20 protein-coding genes are annotated in these 15,822 nt (G+C 63.8%); 13 read left to right on the forward strand and 7 right to left on the reverse strand.

Annotated features, from left to right (window positions below; all coding sequences use genetic code 11):
* Window positions 1–35: 35 nt before the first annotated feature.
* The 6 genes from CXR43_RS02265 to CXR43_RS02290 all read right to left on the reverse strand — a co-directional run bounded on the left by CXR43_RS02265 (window position 36) and on the right by CXR43_RS02290 (window position 4,065).
* On the reverse strand, window positions 36–680 hold the full coding sequence (locus CXR43_RS02265) for a trimeric intracellular cation channel family protein (protein ID WP_103332406.1): 645 nt from the start codon (window positions 678–680) through the stop codon (window positions 36–38).
* Window positions 677–1,138: a ribonuclease HI gene (gene rnhA / locus CXR43_RS02270; protein ID WP_103332407.1), complete on the reverse strand. Its 462-nt coding sequence runs from the start codon at window positions 1,136–1,138 to the stop codon at window positions 677–679. The genes CXR43_RS02265 and rnhA overlap by 4 nt, the downstream gene beginning before the upstream one ends.
* 60 nt (window positions 1,139–1,198) lie before the next feature.
* Complete coding sequence (locus tag CXR43_RS02275) at window positions 1,199–1,651, reverse strand: DUF3429 domain-containing protein (protein WP_103332774.1); 453 nt, start codon at window positions 1,649–1,651, stop codon at window positions 1,199–1,201.
* A 228-nt stretch (window positions 1,652–1,879) separates the two neighbouring features.
* A complete protein-coding gene (gene ispH, locus CXR43_RS02280) occupies window positions 1,880–2,833 on the reverse strand; it encodes a 4-hydroxy-3-methylbut-2-enyl diphosphate reductase (protein WP_103332408.1) in 954 nt (317 codons plus the stop codon).
* A 74-nt stretch (window positions 2,834–2,907) separates the two neighbouring features.
* Entirely contained in the window at window positions 2,908–3,345 is a 438-nt protein-coding gene (locus CXR43_RS02285) for a YqaA family protein (RefSeq protein ID WP_246831250.1), read from the reverse strand.
* 141 nt (window positions 3,346–3,486) lie between these two features.
* Window positions 3,487–4,065, reverse strand: coding sequence for a LabA-like NYN domain-containing protein (locus CXR43_RS02290; RefSeq protein ID WP_103332409.1), 579 nt, complete (start codon window positions 4,063–4,065; stop codon window positions 3,487–3,489).
* A 170-nt stretch (window positions 4,066–4,235) separates the two neighbouring features.
* Between CXR43_RS02290 and folK the strand changes: the two genes are divergently transcribed.
* The 11 genes from folK (at window position 4,236) to CXR43_RS02345 (ending at window position 13,056) form a co-directional block, all read left to right on the forward strand.
* A complete protein-coding gene (gene folK / locus CXR43_RS02295) occupies window positions 4,236–4,811 on the forward strand; it encodes a 2-amino-4-hydroxy-6-hydroxymethyldihydropteridine diphosphokinase (protein WP_103332410.1) in 576 nt (191 codons plus the stop codon).
* 75 nt (window positions 4,812–4,886) lie between these two features.
* Window positions 4,887–5,240 carry a DNA-directed RNA polymerase subunit omega gene (gene rpoZ, locus CXR43_RS02300; protein WP_103332411.1) on the forward strand — a complete coding sequence of 118 codons (354 nt, stop codon included), beginning with the start codon at window positions 4,887–4,889 and terminating at the stop codon, window positions 5,238–5,240.
* Between the two features lie 30 nt (window positions 5,241–5,270).
* On the forward strand, window positions 5,271–7,388 hold the full coding sequence (locus CXR43_RS02305; RefSeq protein ID WP_103332776.1) for a RelA/SpoT family protein: 2,118 nt from the start codon (window positions 5,271–5,273) through the stop codon (window positions 7,386–7,388).
* Window positions 7,389–7,436: 48 nt separating this feature from the next.
* Window positions 7,437–8,114 (forward strand): DUF2062 domain-containing protein, encoded by a 678-nt coding sequence (locus CXR43_RS02310; protein WP_103332412.1) that lies wholly within the window; start codon window positions 7,437–7,439, stop codon window positions 8,112–8,114.
* A 145-nt stretch (window positions 8,115–8,259) separates the two neighbouring features.
* On the forward strand, window positions 8,260–8,976 hold the full coding sequence (locus CXR43_RS02315) for a DUF2062 domain-containing protein (protein ID WP_103332413.1): 717 nt from the start codon (window positions 8,260–8,262) through the stop codon (window positions 8,974–8,976).
* A gap of 27 nt (window positions 8,977–9,003) precedes the next feature.
* Window positions 9,004–9,756 carry a pyridoxine 5'-phosphate synthase gene (locus CXR43_RS02320; protein ID WP_103332414.1) on the forward strand — a complete coding sequence of 251 codons (753 nt, stop codon included), beginning with the start codon at window positions 9,004–9,006 and terminating at the stop codon, window positions 9,754–9,756.
* Window positions 9,757–9,844: 88 nt separating this feature from the next.
* The gene (gene acpS, locus CXR43_RS02325) at window positions 9,845–10,267 is read left to right on the forward strand and encodes a holo-ACP synthase (RefSeq protein ID WP_103332415.1); all 423 of its coding nucleotides are present in this window, start codon (window positions 9,845–9,847) and stop codon (window positions 10,265–10,267) included.
* Between the two features lie 62 nt (window positions 10,268–10,329).
* A complete protein-coding gene (gene lepB / locus CXR43_RS02330) occupies window positions 10,330–11,118 on the forward strand; it encodes a signal peptidase I (RefSeq protein WP_103332416.1) in 789 nt (262 codons plus the stop codon).
* Window positions 11,115–11,801 carry a ribonuclease III gene (gene rnc, locus CXR43_RS02335; RefSeq protein WP_103332417.1) on the forward strand — a complete coding sequence of 229 codons (687 nt, stop codon included), beginning with the start codon at window positions 11,115–11,117 and terminating at the stop codon, window positions 11,799–11,801. Before lepB ends, rnc begins: the two co-directional genes overlap by 4 nt.
* Window positions 11,798–12,715, forward strand: a complete 918-nt coding sequence (era, locus tag CXR43_RS02340) for a GTPase Era (RefSeq protein ID WP_103332418.1) — start codon at window positions 11,798–11,800, stop codon at window positions 12,713–12,715. The genes rnc and era overlap by 4 nt, the downstream gene beginning before the upstream one ends.
* A 2-nt stretch (window positions 12,716–12,717) precedes the next feature.
* Window positions 12,718–13,056, forward strand: coding sequence for a DUF1491 family protein (locus CXR43_RS02345; RefSeq protein WP_246831251.1), 339 nt, complete (start codon window positions 12,718–12,720; stop codon window positions 13,054–13,056).
* Here the strand turns inward: CXR43_RS02345 and CXR43_RS02350 are convergent.
* Window positions 13,048–13,653, reverse strand: coding sequence for a Pr6Pr family membrane protein (locus CXR43_RS02350; RefSeq protein ID WP_146036453.1), 606 nt, complete (start codon window positions 13,651–13,653; stop codon window positions 13,048–13,050). The two genes, CXR43_RS02345 and CXR43_RS02350, sit on opposite strands and share 9 nt — an antisense overlap.
* 76 nt (window positions 13,654–13,729) lie before the next feature.
* Between CXR43_RS02350 and recO the strand changes: the two genes are divergently transcribed.
* Entirely contained in the window at window positions 13,730–14,455 is a 726-nt protein-coding gene (gene recO / locus CXR43_RS02355) for a DNA repair protein RecO (RefSeq protein WP_103332420.1), read from the forward strand.
* Between the two features lie 116 nt (window positions 14,456–14,571).
* Complete coding sequence (locus CXR43_RS02360; RefSeq protein WP_103332778.1) at window positions 14,572–15,783, forward strand: MFS transporter; 1,212 nt, start codon at window positions 14,572–14,574, stop codon at window positions 15,781–15,783.
* The last annotated feature ends 39 nt before the right edge of the window (window positions 15,784–15,822 follow it).

The raw sequence follows: 15,822 nt of genomic DNA on the forward strand, positions 1-15,822 counted from the left end.
TGACTGTATGCACCCGGTCAGGTCAGGCGCAACACCTATCGCTTTGGCGGCAGCGTCCGGGCGGGGCGGGGCCGGTACACCGGCAAGCGCCAGCCAAACACCAGACTGCCCGCCCGCAGAATCAGTGTCACCAAGGCGCAGGCCAACAATTGCACGCTGCCCGCCGCGCCCAGCCCGTCTGCCGCGAGTGCCGCCAGACCCCCGGCAAAGGCGCAGGAAACGTACAACTCGCCCTGCTTCAGCACCAGAGGCACCTCGTTGCACACCACATCACGCATCAACCCGCCCATGCAGCCGGTGACCATCCCCATGATCAGAACCACCGGCCAGCCCAGTCCCGCCCCAACCGCAGCCGCCACGCCCGCAGGCACCGCCACTGCCAAGGCGCAGGCGTCCAGCCACAGAATGGCGCGGTAGCGGCTTTCCAGGAAATGGGCGGTGAAGAACACGGTCACCGCCGCCAGTGTCGCCACACCCAGCATCATCGGATCGACGATCCAGAACACGTCGCGGTCCAGCATCACGTCGCGCACTGTGCCGCCCCCTGTTGCGGTCAGGCTGGCGATGAAGATGAACCCGACAATATCAAGCTGCGCCCGGCTGGCGACCAATGCCCCGGTCAGCGCGAAGACGGCGACCGAGGCATAGTCGAGGAAAGGGAGCAGCCAGAGCAGGGTCATGGCTTGCCCGGTTTGAACGGGGCCATTCCGGCACGGGCCAGGGCATCTGCGCGCTCATTCTCGACGTGGCCGGCATGGCCCTTGATCCAGCGCCATTCCACCTTGTGCCGCTCTTGCGCTGCCTCCAGCCGCTGCCATAGCTCGATGTTCTTCACCGGCTTGTTGTCAGCGGTCTTCCAGCCCCGGCGCTTCCAGCTGTGAATCCAGGTGGTCACACCATTCTTCACATAGGCGCTGTCGGTCACGATGATCAGATCCGACGGGCGGGACAGCGCCTCCAGCGCGGAAATCGCTGCCATCAGCTCCATCCTGTTGTTGGTGGTGTCCGCCTCGCCGCCCTGCAACTCGCGTTCTTTCAACACCGTCGCGCCGTCGCGCGCAATCATCAGCACGCCCCAGCCTCCGGGGCCGGGATTGCCGGAGCACGCTCCATCGGTATAGGCGTAAACTTGGGGCATCTGGCTTCCTTGCAACGACGCCCCCGGATAGGCCGGGCTGATCAGCGGGTCAACTGGCAGCTAGCCGAGGATCGGCACGATCAGACAGATCAGCACCACCGTCGTCAGCCCGATGCGCAGCCGCAGCCACCAATCCGGCGCGGTGCCCATCTTCCAGAAATGCCAGTCCAGCAGCAGCAGCCCGAGGAACCCTGCAAACAGGTTCACTGCGGCATCTCCGGGATTGCCATTCACCATGAAAAACGCCCACAGCGCCGGGGCCACCGACAGGATATAGCCGGTCGCCGCTTCCGGCCCGCTGGCCTTGGTCGCAAAGCCCCACAGCACCCCCGACATGAAGGACAGGATCACCGTGCCATAGGTCAGGCTGATATAGCTGCCAATGAACAGCGGCCCCATAAAGCGCCCGCCCCAAGCCGCCAGGGCAGGCGACAGGCCGGTCGCCGCGCCCCAGACAAAGGGGGTCAACCCTGCCACCCCAAGGATCAGGGCCGTTCTCGGAATAGGCTCCACCATCATACCTGCTCAAACGATTCTGGTCGCAAGTGATAGACTGCCCGACCGAAGGGTCCAGCCATGCGCGGCAAAATGACGGTGTTGTTGCTCTGTAGCCATCACCGGGGCGTGGCAGGTGGCCAGACGGACCAAAGGGCCGGCAATCTTGCCTCGACCTGCCGCGCGCATCAACCGCCGGAGTGTCGCAAGGATCGTGCCCCAAGGCCTGCGCCTCTGGTGTCTGATCTAGACCGGCTCCCGCAAAATGCGTGGCACCTTGAACTCCACATTCTCCTGCGCGGTTTCCACCAGTTCAACCGTGGTGGCAAAACGGGCGCGGAAGGCGTCAATCACCTCGTTCACCAGAACTTCGGGGGCAGAGGCCCCGGCGGTGATGCCCACCGAACGGATGCCCTCCAGCGCCCGCCAGTCGATATCGGTGGCGCGCTGGATCAGTTGCGCATAGGCGCACCCCGCCGCCGAGCCGACCTCCACCAACCGTCTGGAGTTGGACGAGTTCGGCGCGCCGATCACCAGCAGCGCATCGATGCGCGGGGCAATCGCCTTGACCGCCATCTGCCGGTTGGTGGTGGCATAGCATATATCCTCATGCGCCGGCGCGTGGATCGCCGGAAACCGTGCCTTGAGCGCTGCCGCAATATCGGCCGTGTCATCCACCGACAGGGTGGTCTGGGTGATGAAGGCCAGCTTGCCCGGATCGCGCACCTGCAGCCCCGCCACATCTGCCACGGTCTCCACCAGCAGCACCTCGCCTTCGGGCAGCTGCCCCATGGTGCCCACGGTTTCCGGGTGGCCGGCATGGCCGATCATGATCATCTGCAGCCCGGCCTCATGGTGCCGCGCCGCCTCGTTGTGAACCTTGGTCACCAAAGGACAGGTGGCATCGACGGCAATCATCTCGCGCCGCGCCGCCTCGGCTGGCACCGCTTTGGGCACACCATGGGCGGAGAACACCACCGGGCGGTCCGGCGGGCAATCGTCGAGGTCCTCGACAAACACGGCACCCTGGGCACGCAGCGCATCGACCACGAACTTGTTATGCACGATCTCGTGCCGCACATAGACAGGTGCGCCCCATTTCACCAAGGCCAGTTCAACAATCTTGATCGCCCGGTCCACCCCGGCGCAGAACCCGCGCGGCGCGGCAAGATACAGGTGCAGGGGCGGCAGATCGGTCATGGCAAGCCTTCGGCGTCAGGGTCGTACCAGAGGTAAGGGCAACCGGGCCGCAGGTCCAGCCCCCGATGCGGACCTTACCCCCAGATCCCCAGCCCGATCAGCGCCACCACGGCGTAGCGCGCTGTCTTGGCGAGTGTGACCAGCAGCAAGAACCGGGGCAGGGGGACGCGCAGCGCGCCCGACACGGCGACGATGAAATCGCCCCCCGGAGCCCAGCTGAACAGCAGGGCCCAGATCCCCCAGCGACCAAACCATCGCTCGGCTTTGACCCGTCGCTCCGGAGTCAGGCCCAGCCAGCGTGCCCCTCGGACACCGCCCAGACCCCGGCCAAGCGCATAGGTGACGCAAGACCCAAGGATATTGCCCACCGAGGCCACCACAACCAGCGCCAAGATTGGCACGGTCCCCTGCGCCATCAGCGCCAGAAACACCACCTCGGACTGGAATGGCACCGGCGTCGCCGCCAGAAAAGCCGCCACAAACAGGCCCAGAAGCGAAGTTCCGGTCAGCACGTTGCGTCGCCGCTTGTCATGAAATACGCTCTCATCCCGCCCGACCTAGGGCGATTGCGCGCCAAGGTCCACCCGGTCATCGCGTTGCCGCAGCCCGGGGCTGCGGCACATCAGAACGGGGCACCGCAGCGCCCCGTTCCATCATTTCACCATTTCGCCCGTGTCTTCGCGCTCGCCTGGCGAGCGGGGTTCGCGGGGGGGGCGGCCGATCACGTCGCGCAGTTCTTCCAGCTCGATGAAATTGTCGCACTGACGGCGCAATTCGTCTGCAATCATCGGCGGCTGGCTGCGGATGGTGGAGACCACAGACACGCGCACGCCTTGGCGCTGCAGACTCTCGATCAGCGGCCGGAAATCCCCATCTCCGGAAAACAGAACGATATGATCCACGCGCGGTGCAAGCTCCATGGCATCGACGGCCAGCTCGATATCCATGTTCCCCTTGACCTTCCGCCGGCCCTGGCTGTCTGTATATTCCTTGGCCGGTTTGGTCACCATGGTAAAGCCGTTGTAGTGCAGCCAGTCCACCAACGGGCGGATCGGCGAATACTCGTCGTTTTCAAGCAATGCAGTGTAGTAAAACGCGCGCAACAGCTTGCCGCGGCGCATGAATTCCTGCCGCAGAAGCTTGTAGTCGATATCAAACCCCAGCGCCTTGGCCGCTGCGTAAAGGTTTGATCCGTCTATGAACAGCGCAAGCCGTTCGTCCTTGTAAAACATCTAGTCGTCCCCTCGAAAATTCTGTCCCCGTCGCGCCAACATGTAAGTGGTCGGTCGGTAAGTGTGAGTGATAATCTGGTAATCGAAATCAGCGCTGTTTAAGGACAGGTTTTGATATCAGTCCAAAACGTGGCGCTGCAAGCTGGTCTATACGAAAGTGTAACTCTATCATGCAAAACAGATTGCAATCTCTGATTGCGCTTGGCACCAATTTACCCTTTGGCGCATTTTCACCTGACCAGATCATCACAGAGGCGCTTGAACGCCTCAACACGCCTGCCACAAGAATTAGGCACCAAAGCCGCCTGTTCAAGACGCCGGCTTTTCCAAAAGGCTCTGGTCCCGACTATGTGAATGCCGCCGCCGTGCTGGATGTTGCGCCCGAACTTGGCCCAGACGCGCTTTTGCGCCTTTTGCATGACCTAGAGGCAGAGTTTGGCCGTCGGCGTGATCGTCGCTGGGACAAGCGCACGCTCGACATTGACCTGCTGGCACTGGCCGATCTTGTCTTGCCGGACAGCGCCACACAAGGCCAATGGCGCGCCCTGCCACCTGCCGATCAGGCGCGCCTCACTCCGGACCAGCTTATCCTGCCGCATCCCCGCCTGCAGGACCGTGCTTTTGTGCTGGTGCCGCTGGCCGAGATTGCACCGGAGTGGGTGCATCCCGTTCTGCATCGCAGCGTCCGGCAGATGCTTGCGGCGCTTTCGCCCGAAGAACGTGCCGAAGTGCGGGCAATCGGCTGAATCCGGGGTTGTCAAGTCCCGGCATCACGCGTAAGTACAGCCTTTCCATGCCCCCAAACCCTACTGGAGTCGTCCATGGCCCGCGTGACGGTTGAAGACTGCGTTGACAAGGTTCCGAACCGGTTCGAACTGGTGATGCTCGCCGCCCATCGGGCACGCGAGATCCAGTCCGGATCGCCGATCACCGTGGACCGCGACAATGACAAGAACCCGGTCGTCGCCCTGCGCGAGATCGCTGATGAAACCCAGGCCGCAGAATCGCTGCGCGAGCGGATGATCGAAAGCCATCAGACCCAGATCGAGGTGGATGAGCCGGAAGATGATCAGATGGCGCTGCTGATGTCGGGCGAAATTGACCGCCCGATGCAGGACGACATGTCGGAAGAAAAGCTGCTGCGCGCCCTGATGGAAGCGCAGGGCGAACTCTAAATCCGGGGGTAACCCCTCGCAGGGGCGATGATGATCGACGTAGAAGACCTCATCGCCCTTGTCAGGAACTACAATCCGCGCACCAATGCCGATTTGATCCGCCGCGCCTATGCCTATGGCATGTCGATGCACGAAGGTCAGTTTCGCAAATCGGGAGAACCTTATTTCACCCACCCCGTCGCCGTTGCCGCCATTCTGACGGAGCAGCGGCTGGATGATGCGACCATCGTCACGGCCCTGTTGCATGACACGATCGAAGACACCAAGTCCACCTATACTGAGGTCGAACGCCAGTTCGGGCATGAGGTGGCCGAACTGGTCGATGGTGTCACCAAGCTGACCAACCTGCAACTCTCCAGCACGGAAACCCAGCAGGCGGAAAACTTCCGCAAACTGTTCATGGCGATGTCCAAGGATCTGCGCGTGATCCTGGTCAAACTGGCCGACAGACTGCACAATATGCGCACCATCAAGAGCATGCGGCAGGAAAAGCAGGCGCAGAAGGCGCGCGAGACCATGGAAATCTATGCACCTCTGGCAGGGCGCATGGGTATGCAGTGGATGCGCGAGGAGCTGGAGGATCTGTCCTTCAAGGTCCTGAATCCCGATGCCCGCAACTCCATCATCCGCCGCTTCCTCACCCTGCAACGCGAAGCCGGCGATGTGGTCCACAAGATCACCGCCGATATCCGGTTCGAGCTGGAAAAGGTCGAACTGGAAGCAACGGTTTACGGTCGCGCCAAAAAACCATACTCGATCTGGCGCAAGATGCAGGAGAAGGATCTGGCCTTTTCGCGCCTGTCCGACATCTACGGCTTTCGCATCATCTGTGCGTCCGTGGCCGACTGTTACCGCATCCTTGGCGTGATCCATCAACGCTGGCGGTCGGTGCCGGGGCGGTTCAAGGATTACATCAGCCAGCCCAAATCGAACGGCTACCGCAGTATCCACACCACTGTCTCGGGGCGTGACGGCAAACGGGTCGAGGTGCAGATCCGCACCCGTGAAATGCACGAGGTGGCTGAGGCCGGGGTCGCCGCGCACTGGTCCTACCGCGAAGGCGTGCGTGCGCACAACCCCTTTGCCATCGATCCCGGCAAATGGATCGCCTCGATGACCGAACGGTTTGACGAAGGCGATCACAGCGAGTTTCTGGAACACGTCAAGCTGGAGATGTATTCCGATCAGGTGTTCTGCTTCACGCCCAAGGGCGATGTGGTGCAGCTGCCGCGCGGGGCCACGCCCCTGGATTACGCGTATTCGATCCACACCCGCATCGGCAATTCCTGCGTGTCGGCCAAGGTCGATGGCATCCGCGTCCCGCTCTGGACCCGGTTGAAGAACGGCCAATCGGTCGAGATCATCACCGCCGAGGGACAGCGCCCGCAGGCCAGCTGGATCGACATCGTCACGACAGGCCGCGCCAAGGCGGCGATCCGCAAATCCCTGCGCGAAGAGGACAAGGGCCGCTTTGTCAAACTGGGCAAGGAACTGGCCCGCGCGGCCTTTGATCATGTCGGCAAGAAGGCGTCGGAAAAGGCGTTGCGCACCGCCGCCAAGATGCTGGGTCTGGCGGATGAGGAAGATCTGCTGGCCCGCCTCGGCTCTGCCGAACTGACCGCGCGGCGTGTGGTCGAGACGCTGTACCCCGAACTGGCCCGCGCCGATCTGGACGTGGTCGATGCCGCCCGCCCGGTTCTGGGCCTGTCTGACGATCAGGCCTTCCGCCGCGCGCCCTGCTGCCAGCCCGTGCCGGGCGAACGCATTGTCGGCATCACCTATCGCGGCAAGGGCGTTGTGGCCCATGCGATCGACTGCCCCGCATTGGAGGAATTCGAGGAACAGACCGAACGCTGGGTCGATCTGGCCTGGCATTCAGGCCGCCATGCCGCGGTGCATACCGTTACAATGGAAATGACTATTGCCAATGACGCTGGCGTGCTTGGGCGCATTTGCACCTTGATCGGCGAGCAGCGTGCCAATATCTCTGACCTGAGGTTTACAGATCGCAAGCCAGACTTTTATCGTCTGATTGTCGATGTTGATCTTCGCGATGTCGAACATCTGCATATGGTGATGACAGCGCTTGAGGCAGAAACCGATGTCGCTCAGGTGTCGCGTTATCGTGATCAGAGCCGCAAGCCCTAGTGCATCTGCGCGGGCAGGCGTGGGCGGCAGGGAAAGGGGGGCTGAACGGTGGTGTTTCGTCGCCGCAACAAACGGTCATGGCCGGAACGGCTCAAGGCGCTGGTCTATCCGCAAGGCGGATGGCTGCGTGCGGGGCAGTATGTCTGGCACCGTCTGTCGCGCCTGCCTGACCCCCCCCACCGGATTGCGCGCGGCATCTTCGCCGGGGTGTTCATTTCCTTCACCCCGCTGTTCGGCCTGCATTTCTTTGCCTCTGCCCTGCTGGCCTTTCTGATCCGCGGCAACATCATCGCGTCGATTTTCGCCACCTTCTTCGGCAATCCGATCACCTTCCCGATCATCGCCGTTTCGTCTGTGCAACTGGGCCACATGATCCTGGGGACGGGCGTCGATGCGGTCCCCGCCCGGCTGATCCTCTCGGCCTTCGCCAGTGCCGGGGGTGAGATCTGGTCGAACATCTTCGCCACCTTTACCGGCGATCCGGCCCAATGGGGCCAACTGCGCCATTTTTACTATGGTCTGTTCAAACCCTATCTGATTGGCGGCCTGTTGCCGGGGCTGGTCGCGGGGACAATCTGTTACTATGTCAGCCTGCCGGTGATCTTGGGGTATCAAAAAATGCGTCAGAAACGGCGGCGTGAGCGGGCGGAAAACTTGCGCGAACGCGCCGCTGCCCGGCTGCGCGCCAGGCATTCGGTCGATGACGGGGCCTCGGGTGGCAACTGAACTATGCCGAGCTGCGTTCATGAAACACTCTTCCCGGGGAATGATTTCTGGCGTGCCAGTCATATCGAGTTCATGTATTGCGGCTTTTGTCATGCCACGTCTTGCGCTGCCTTGCGCAGCAGACCTGGTTTAAGCGAGGATCGACGTGGTTTTTAAAAGGCGCGACCCGCGCGGCTGGTTGGCTTGGCTGCGCGAGATGTTTTACCCTACCGGCGGCTTTCGCCGCGCGACCCGCTATGTCATCCACCGCATGCGCCGCCTGCCAGACCGCCCGCACCGGATTGCGCGCGGGGTGTTTGCCGGCAGTCTGATCGGCTTTCTGCCGCTGCCGGGCCTGCAGTTCCTGGGGGCCTGGGGGCTGGCATGGGCCATGCGGGGCAATGTGCTGGCCGCCCTGCTGGCCACCTTCAACTCCAACCCGATCACGACGCCGTTTTTCGCTGTGGGGGCCATTTCGCTTGGTCACTGGATGCTGGGCATCGACACGCCGCTGAGCGCCGAAGCCATCGGCGATGGCTTTGCCCGGGCAGGGGCAGAGCTGTGGCACAACATGCGGGCCCTGTTTGGCCCCGCCGAAATGCATTGGGATGGGCTGGCGCAGTTCTGGTCTGATATTTACCTGCCCTATTTCATCGGTGCGCTGGGGCCGGGCATCGGCCTGAGCCTGATCTTTTATTACATCACCATTCCCTTGGTAGAGGCGTATCAAAAGGCGCGGGCGGACAAGTTCAGGGAAAGCAGCGAAAGACGTCTGCTGTTGCGCGAAAAGTTGGCCGTGCTGGCCAAGCGCGGCGGCGATGCGGCAAAAGACCCTGTACCCGGCACAAAACAAGGGGATGACGACACCCCGCCCGCAGCCTAACCTTCGCCCAAAGGACAGGAGGCCTGCATGACACAGACCGGAAAACTTCGGCTCGGGATCAACATCGACCACGTGGCCACGCTGCGCAACGCCCGCGGCAGCGCGTGGCCAGACCCGCTGCGCGCCGCCCTGCTGGCGCAGGCCGCCGGGGCCGATGGCATCACCGCCCATCTGCGCGAAGACCGCCGCCATATCCGCGACGCCGATATGGCGGCGCTGAAGGCGGGCATCACCATTCCGCTGAACTTCGAATGCGGCGCGACCGATGAAATGCAGGCAATCTGCCTCGCAACCAAACCCCATGCGGTCTGCCTTGTGCCCGAGCGGCGCGAAGAGCGCACAACCGAAGGCGGGCTTGATGTCGCGGGCGATGAAGCGCGGCTGTCTGCTTTTGTGACCCCGCTGCGCAGTGCGGGTGCCCGGGTCAGCATGTTCATCAGCCACGATCCGCGCCAGATCGAAGCCTCGGCCCGCATCGGGGCCGCCGTGGTCGAATTGCATACCGGGCTGTATTCAGACCTGCACGCCGAAGGCCGCAGCGATGAGGCCGAAGCCGAGTTGAACGCGTTGCGCCAGGGCGCGGGCCTTGCGCAGTCCCTTGGCCTTGAGGTGCATGCCGGTCATGGCCTGACATTCGCCAATGTCTCCCCCATCGCGGCCATCCCGCAAGTGATGGAGCTGAACATCGGCCATTTCCTGATCGGTGAGGCCGTCTTCCTGGGCCTTGGCCCCGCCATCACCGAGATGCGGCGGTTGATGGATGCGGCGCGGGGGCTGTGAGCGTGGCTGGGGTGGTGGAGCGCGACAGGATGAGCAGCCGGCAAGGGTGCAAACCAAGGCGGCAGCGCATGCTTGAAACGGCGCTGCGATGATCCTTGGTATCGGCAGCGATCTGGCCAATATCGAACGGATCGAAGCCACGCTGGCCCGCTTTGGCGACCGGTTCCGCGACCGGGTGTTCACCGAGCGGGAGCAGCGCAAGGCTGCCAGCCGCCCGCATGGCGTGGCCGCCACCTATGCCAAACGCTGGGCCGCAAAAGAGGCGTGTTCCAAGGCCTTGGGCACCGGTCTGCGCATGGGCATTGCCTGGAAGGATATGGCGGTGACCAATCTGACCACCGGTCAGCCGGTGATGCACCTGACCGGCTGGGCCGCCGAGCGTTTGCGGCGCATGACCCCGCCGGGACATGAAGCGGTGATCCATGTCACTCTGACGGACGATCACCCTTGGGCACAGGCCTTTGTGGTGATCGAAGCGCGTCCGGTGGCAGCCCCCGCCCCGCCGGGCTGAACTTGACTCGGCGGGCCTGCGGGCGCATGTAGCGGCCCGAAGAGCAGCAAGGTGAACACGATATGGCCAGCAAGGCAAAAGAAGACGGCGGCATCGTCGAGACGATCAAGACGGTGGTCTATGCGCTGTTGATTGCAGGCGTCTTCCGCACCTTGTTTTTTCAGCCGTTCTGGATTCCGTCTGGCAGCATGAAAGACACGCTGCTGATCGGGGATTTCCTGTTCGTCAACAAGATGGCCTATGGCTACAGCCGCTTTTCCTGCCCGTTTTCGGCCTGCCCGTTTTCGGGCCGCCTTTTCTTCAGCGAGCCCGAGCGTGGCGATGTCGTGGTGTTCCGCCATCCGGTCAACGGCAGCGATTTCATCAAGCGTCTGATCGGTCTGCCCGGGGACACGGTCCAGATGCGTGGGGGCATGGTTTATCTGAACGGCACCGAGGTGCCGCAGGAAGAGGCGGGCGTGTTCAGCGAACTTTACGAGCAGCAAGGCCCGATGGGCCAGTTGCCGCGCTGCGAAAACGGCCCGGTGGGGCAGGGCGATACCTGCACCAAGAGCCGGGCACGCGAAACCCTGCCGGGCGGGCGCACCCATGATGTGCTCAACATCGACAGCAATGGTGCCGGGGACAACACCGATGTGTTTACCGTGCCCGAAGGCCATTACTTCTTCATGGGCGACAACCGCGACAATTCGCAGGACAGCCGCTTTGTGCAGGCTGTGGGGGGCGTGGGCTTTGTGCCCGCCGACCACCTGATCGGCCGCGCCGACCGGATCATGTTCTCCTCTGCCGGACGCTCGATGCTGTATTTCTGGACCTGGCGGTCTGACCGCTTCTTCAAGGCGGTGGAATGAGGCTGGCTGCGGACCTCAAGGCCTTTGAAGGCCGGATCGGGCACACGTTCCACACGCCCGAATTGCTGGTCCGCGCCGTGACCCATGCGTCCTTGTCCTCACAGACCCGGCCCGACAATCAACGGCTGGAGTTTCTGGGCGACCGGGTGCTGGGCCTGGTGATGGCCGAGGCGTTGCTGGGCGCCGATGAGGCCGCGAGTGAAGGCCAGCTAGCGCCGCGCTTCAACGCCATGGTCCGCAAGGAAACCTGTGCCGATGTCGCCCGCGCCGTCGGGCTGGGCGAGGTGATGAAGCTGGGGCGTTCGGAAATGCTGTCCGGGGGCCGCCGCAAGGAGGCGCTGCTGGGCGACGCGATGGAGGCGCTGATTGCCGCCGTCTATCTGGACGGCGGGTTCGATGCCGCCCGTGCCATGGTGCTGCGGCTCTGGTCAGACCGGATCGGGACGGTGGACCGTGACGCCCGCGACCCCAAGACCGCCCTGCAGGAATGGGCGCAGGCGCGCGGCATGACCCCGCCCGCCTATACACAGACCGGGCGCACAGGCCCGGATCATCAACCGGTTTTCACCGTCGAAGTGACTCTGGACAATGGCGCGCGTGAAACCGCCCGCGCAGGCTCCAAACGCATCGCCGAACAACAAGCCGCCCGCGTTTTGCTGGCCCGGCTGGAGCAAGAGACATGACAGACACACCCACCCGCGCCGGCTTTGTCGCGCTGATCGGCGAACCCAATGCCGGCAAATCCACCCTGCTCAACCGCATGGTCGGGGCCAAGATCTCGATCGTGACGCACAAGGTGCAAACCACCCGCACCCGGATTCGCGGTGTGGCGATCGAGGGTCCGGCGCAGATCGTCTTTGTCGATACGCCCGGCCTGTTCCGTCCCCGGCGGCGCCTCGACCGCGCCATGGTCAAGGCCGCCTGGGGGGGCGCGTCAGATGCCGATGTGATCGTGCTGATGATCGAAGCGCATCGCGGCATGACCGAGGGGGTCAGCGCGATCATCGACCGGATGCGGGATGAAATGCCACAGGGCCAGCCGGTGGCGCTTGCCATCAACAAGATCGACCGGGTGCAGGCCGAAGTGCTGCTGGCCTTGGCCGAAAAGCTGAACGAGGCCTTTCCTTTTGCCCGCACCTTCATGATCAGCGCCGAAAAAGGCTATGGCGTCAAAGACCTGCGCGAATGGCTGGCCGAACAGATCCCGACTGGCCCGTGGTTCTATCCCGAAGACCAGATCGCCGATCTGCCGATGCGGATGATCGCGGCCGAAATGACCCGCGAAAAGCTGACCCTGCGCCTGCACGAGGAACTGCCCTACCAGCTCACGGTGGAAACCGAAAAATGGGAGGACAAGCCTGATGGGTCGACGCGCATCGACCAGATCGTCTATGTCATGCGCGACGGTCACAAGGGCATTGTGCTGGGCAACAAGGGTGAAACGATCAAGGCCATCGGCTCTGCCGCCCGCGCCGACATCTCGGAATTCCTGGGCCGCACCGTGCACCTCTTCCTGCAGGTCAAGGTGCGCCCGAACTGGCTGGATGAGCCCGAGCGCTATTCCGAAATGGGCCTCGACTTCAAGGACGGCGACTGATCTTGGCTGCCGATATCCGGCTCAAGGCCGACCTTTGGGTTTCGGCCTACCTCAACCGTCTGCGCCTTGCCGACATCCCGGCCTATGTCACCCGCAAGGGCGACCCCACGGCGGGAACCGTGCTGGTGAAGGTGGCCTTGCTCGACGGCACCGCCCGCGCCTTTGAGCGTGGCTATGACATGGCCAGCGGGGCGCGCGTCTGGCGGCTGATGTCCGAGGGGCCCGAGCGCGATGTCGATGCCCTGCTCAGCCGCGCCGGACAGCGCGACCCCGACCTTTGGGTGATCGAGCTGGAGGACAAGACAGGCCGCACCCTGCTGGACGAAGACGGCCTAACCTAGCCGCCGCTTGAGGGCGATCAGCACAGTCCCGACGCCCGTGAAGGCCAGCACCATGCCGGCTGAATTCAGCGCCACGCCCCCCCAGCCCAGCCGCGCCACATCGAGAAACGGATAGGGCCAGAACCCGGTCACGCCACCGCGCAGCAGAGCATAGATCAGATAGACCATGGGCCAGATCATCCCGCTGATCAGGGCCTGCCACCGTGGCACGGGCGCAAACATCAGCCACCACCCCAGCATCAGCAGCGGCACCGCCGTGTGCAGCCCCTGATCTGCCCACCACGCCAGATCCTGCGGATCGTTCAGCCCCGCCAGCAGCGTGTGATAGACCAGCCCCACCATCACAATGGCCAGCACCGCAGCATAGGCCAGCCCTCCGGGCACCCGCCATCGCAGCGCCACAAGGGCCGTCATGAGCGCCACCAGCAGATTGGTCAATATCGTGAAATAGCCCGCCAGCCGCCAGAGTGTGTCGGCCGCCGATCCGCTGCCGGGGAGGGCCCTGCTGGCATCAAACTGCATCCGCAGCGACAATGCCGCCACGACAAAGACACTGAGCGCCGCCAGACGGGCCGCGTTGGAAACTGGATACGTCATCCCCCCAATCTGCATTGCCAGACGCAAGGGGCAAGCCCCCTCTTGCTGCTGACACCCGGCCCTGCAAAGATCAGCCATGGAATGGCGCGAAGACGGCATCCTTCTGTCCATGCGGCCGCATGGCGAAGGCTCCGCAATCATCGAGGTGTTTACCAGCGGCCATGGCCGCCATTTCGGCGTCGTTCGTGGCGGGGCCTCGCGCAAGCGTGCGCCGCTCTTGCAACCCGGTGCCCAGCTGGACCTCACATGGCGGGCGCGGTTGGAGGACCAGATCGGCAGCTTTCTGGCCGAGCCCGTGCAGTCGCGCGCTGCCGTGCTGGAAAGCCCGCTGGCGCTTGCCGGCCTGACCGCCGCCTGCGGTCTGTTGCACATCAGCCTGGCCGAGCGCGATCCGCACCCGCAGCTGTACCGCCGCACCCTGTCGCTGATGGATGCGATGGCCGGTGGGGCGGATTGGCTGGGCGATTACCTGCGCTGGGAATTGCTGCTGCTCGATGAAATCGGCTTTGGCCTTGATCTGTCGCGCTGCGCCCTCACCGGCCAGCGCGATGATCTGGCCTATGTCAGTCCGCGCACCGGCCGCGCGGTCAGCCGCGCTGCTGCCGGGGACTGGGCACCGAAACTGCTGCCGCTGCCACAGGCGTTGATGGGGCAGGGGCCTGTCTCCCGGGCTGAGGCGGCGCAGGCGCTTGCGGTCACCGGCCATTTCCTGAGCCGCGAACTGGCCAACGAGTCCCGTCCCGTCGCGCTGCCCGAATCCCGCAACCGCCTGCTGGCCCGTCTGAGCCGCGACACCCTCTGAGGCGGCGATCTGGCGGCTGCCGAGCACCATGCCCCACGAGTCACAAACGACCTGTAATGTCGCGCCCGGCGCAGACCCGCCGCCTGATCCTTGAGCAGATGGCACAGAGACAGGACATGGCCAACAAATTCATCCCCCTCCACCTGAAACATGCGCCGACCCCACGGGTCGAGAGCTTTGCCTTGCTTTCAGGGATCGAATCTTGCGTGCGCGGCATGCTGGTGTCGGCCATGCCTCTGGCGGTCTATGATGCGCTTGGCAGTGCCGAGGGCACGTCCTCCGCCTATTTCGTCGCCGGGATCGTGTCGATGCTCTGGGGGTTGATGGTGCCATGGGGCACCCGCCACGTTCCGCGCCGCTGGATGTATACGCTGGGCTGTGGATTGTATCTGGTGGGCATGGCGCTTGCGGTCATCGGTACCAGCTGGGCGCTGCCTCTGGCGCTGATGTGTCTGGCCATGGCAACGGCGACCACCTTTGTCTGCTTGAACGCCTATATCCTTGATTACATCGATCGCCAGAACCTTGGCCGCACCCAATCCATGCAGATGGTCTTCTCTGCCGGTCCCTGGGCGGTGGGGCCTTTGCTCGGGGTCTGGCTGCGCAGTGTCTGGGCGCCTCTGCCCTTCCTGGTGGCGGGCGGCTGCGCGATTGCGCTTTTGGCCACGTTCTGGGTGCTTCGCCTTGGCAATGGCAAGCAGATCACCCGCGCCAGGGGCCCCGCCGCCAATCCGCTGGCCTATTTGTCCCGCTTTTTTGCCCAGCCACGCCTGATTGCCGGTTGGCTGTTTGCGGTGATGCGATCCTGCGGCTGGTGGGTCTATGTGGTCTACCTGCCGATCTTCTGTATCGAGACCGGATTGGGTGACAAGGTGGGGGGCGTCGCGCTGTCGCTGTCCAACGCCCTATTGTTTGCCTCGCCCGTCATGCTGCGCCATGCCCGCGCCGCCTCGGTGCGCCGCACGGTGCGGTTTGCCTTCGGCTGCTGCGGCCTGCTGTTCATTGCCGCTGCTCTGGTCGCCCCGCTGCCATGGGCCACGGTCGCGGCCTGCATGGCGGCAGCGGTGTTTCTGGTGCTGTTGGATATCGTCGGTGGCCTGCCCTTCCTGATGGCGGTCAAACCGTCCGAGCGGACCGAGATGTCGGCGGTCTATTCCAGCTTCCGCGACGTGTCCGGTATCCTGACCCCCGGAGCTGCCTGGCTGGTGCTGCTGGTGGCACCCTTGCCGGGCATCTTTGCCGCCTCGGGGGCCGGGATGCTGATCGCCTGGGCCATTTCGGGCCGCTTGCATCCTCGTCTGGGCAGCCAACGCGAAAGCGCCGCCTGACGCGGCACAGCAGGGGGCTGTCTTTGCGGTCAACCGTTA

It is taken from the genome of Pseudotabrizicola formosa (assembly GCF_002900965.1).
GTDB classification, from domain to species: domain Bacteria; phylum Pseudomonadota; class Alphaproteobacteria; order Rhodobacterales; family Rhodobacteraceae; genus Pseudotabrizicola; species Pseudotabrizicola formosa.